Origin of the sequence: Kitasatospora sp. NPDC091257 (assembly GCF_044757675.1) — a bacterium.
GTDB lineage: Bacteria > Actinomycetota > Actinomycetes > Streptomycetales > Streptomycetaceae > Kitasatospora > Kitasatospora lactacystinica.
Genome location: NZ_JBIVVI010001321.1, coordinates 1 through 2,350 on the forward strand (window position 1 = coordinate 1; position 2,350 = coordinate 2,350).

Below are 2,350 nucleotides of genomic sequence, written 5' to 3' on the forward strand. Positions count from 1 at the left end.
CCCCCGGAGCCCCGGCGTCCCCGACCCGTCCGAGACCCGTCCGAGCCCCCTCCGACCCGCCCGACGCCGGGCTCCGCAGCGCGCGGGGCCCGGCGTCCTTGCGTCATGATGATCACCGTCCGGGGTTCCCCGGATGGACGTCGGCGGAACGGAAACCCAGTCATGATCCCCTTCGACGAGGGCCGCGCCCGGCTGCTGCTCGCCCGGGCCTGCGAGTCGGCCGGGCTGGCCGCCCCCGACGGGGCCACGCTGCTCGCGCTCGGCGAGAACGCCGTCTTCGACCTCGGCGACCCGGCCGTGGTCGCCAAGGTCGGCCGCGGCCCCGAGCTGTACGACCGGGCCCACCGCGAACTGGCCCTGGCCCACTGGCTGGCCGGCCAGGACGTCCCGGTGGTCCGCCCGTACGACGCGGTGGCGCCCGAGCCGCAGCTGGCCGACGGCCACCCGGTCACCTTCTGGCACCGGCTCGCGCCCGCCGTCCGGCCCGCCCGCCCGGTCGACCTCGCCCCGCTGCTGCACGCCCTGCACCAGCTGCCGCTGCCGCCCTTCACCCTCGGTCGGCGCGACCTGCTGGCCCCGGTCGAGCGCTGGCTGGCCTCCGCCGAGGGCCACGTGGACCCGGTGGACGTCGCCTTCCTGCGCCACCGCCGGGACGCCTTCGCGGCCGCCCTGCCCGACCTCGTCCCGCAGTTGCACCCCGGGGTGATCCACGGCGACGCGCTGCCGCGCAACCTCCACATCGGCCCGGACGGGCCGGTGCTGCTCGACCTGGAGTTCATGGCGAACGACCTGCGCGAGCACGACCTAGTGGTCCTCGCCCTCAGCCAGGACCGCTACGGCGTGCCCGTCGAGGAGTACCGCGCGTTCACCGGGGCGTACGGCTGGGACGTGCGCGAGTGGCCCGGCTTCACGGTGCTGCGCGGCGCCCGGGAGACCGCCAGCGCCTCCTGGGTGGCGCAGCAGGCGGCCAGCAACCCGGCCGCGCTGAAGGAGTTCCGGCGCCGGGTCGACTCGCTGCGGGACGGGGCCACCGAGGTGCGCTGGTACCCCTTCTGACGGCCCTCCCCGTTACCCGTGGAGCGGCGGGGCCGCCAGCGGGGCGAGTGTGAGAAGACTCTTACGGCGGGTCGGTCCGGTCCGCAACCGCGGAACGTACGATCGGCGTCCTGTCGGACAGTCGTCCTGACCCGAGAGATCGGCACCGCACTCGCACCTCAGGAGCCGCCGCCATGCACCGGACCGCCCGCCGCCCCTCCGCCCCGACCCCACCGTCCCGATCCGGGCGCCGGCTGCTCGCGGGCTGCGTCGCGGTGGCCGCCGCCCTGGGGCTGGCCGCGTGCGGGACCGCCAGCGGGGCACTCCGGCCGCCGAGCGCGGCGGCGCCGTCCGGGACGCAGACGCCGGCCGCCACCGAACCCGGCGGGACGGCGGCGACCACCCTCGCGCCGGCGCCCGGATCGGACGCCGTGCCACCGGGCGCGGGCTCCCCGGCCGCCCCCGCACCGGCCGCCCCCGCACCGGCGGTGCCGGCGAAGCCGAGGCCGACCGCGGCCACGGGCTCCCCCGTCTCCACCGCGCCGACCACTCCCACCACGCCCACCACACCCACCGCTCCGGCCACCCAGACCCCACCGGTCACCCCGACCGCCGCGCCGTCCTCGCCCGCCGTGCCGCCCCCGCACACCGGCGCGGGCACCGTGATCGGCTCCACCGCCTCCGGCGGCCGCACCGTGGCGCTCACCTTCGACGACGGCCCCGGCCCGGCCACCGGCCAGATCCTCGACCTGCTGGCCCAGTACCACGTCAAGGCCACCTTCTGCCAGATCGGCCAGAACGCCGCCGCCAACCCCGCCATGGTCAAGCGCGTCCTGGCCGCCGGGCACCGGCTCTGCGACCACAGCGTCCACCACCCGCAGCCGTTCGCCAAGCTCCCGCACGACAAGGCCGTGGCCGAGATCACCGACGCCCGGAACATGATCGTCCAGGCCGGCGGCCCCGGCACCGGGGTCGGCTGGTTCCGCGCCCCGGGCGGCGGCTTCAACGCCGACAACGAGCACATCACCGCGAGCCTCGGGATGTCCTCCCTCGGCTGGTCCGTCGACCCGCGCGACTGGGCGCGTCCGGGCACGCCGGCCATCGTCTCGGCCGTGCAGAAGCAGCTCAGGCCCGGCGGCGTGATCCTGATGCACGACGGCGGCGGCGACCGCAGCCAGACCGTGGCCGCACTCAAGCAGCTGCTGCCCTGGCTGGTCGCCCAGGGCTACACCTTCGACTTCCCGGCCGCGTAGGCCAGGGCCGTCGGGGCCTCGGCTCCGCCCGGAACGCTCCGGGCGTTCCCCCCGTTCTCCCC

The 2,350-nt window shown here is 77.0% G+C and carries 2 protein-coding genes; both read left to right on the forward strand.

Translation table 11 applies throughout. From position 1 onward, the window contains the following. The first annotated feature begins 162 nt into the window (after nucleotides 1-162). The gene (locus ACIQOV_RS37780; RefSeq protein WP_359909662.1) at nucleotides 163-1,056 is read left to right on the forward strand and encodes an aminoglycoside phosphotransferase family protein; all 894 of its coding nucleotides are present in this window, start codon (nucleotides 163-165) and stop codon (nucleotides 1,054-1,056) included. A gap of 173 nt (nucleotides 1,057-1,229) precedes the next feature. Next, nucleotides 1,230-2,288, forward strand: a complete 1,059-nt coding sequence (locus ACIQOV_RS37785; protein ID WP_401055302.1) for a polysaccharide deacetylase family protein — start codon at nucleotides 1,230-1,232, stop codon at nucleotides 2,286-2,288. Nucleotides 2,289-2,350: the final 62 nt, after the last annotated feature.

What these genes read in the sequence shown, in the direction of transcription:
- ACIQOV_RS37780 (WP_359909662.1), top strand. Translation starts at nt 163, where the DNA reads ATGATCCCCTTCGACGAGGGCCGCGCCCGGCTGCTGCTCGCCCGGGCC.
- ACIQOV_RS37785 (WP_401055302.1), top strand. Translation starts at nt 1,230, where the DNA reads ATGCACCGGACCGCCCGCCGCCCCTCCGCCCCGACCCCACCGTCCCGA.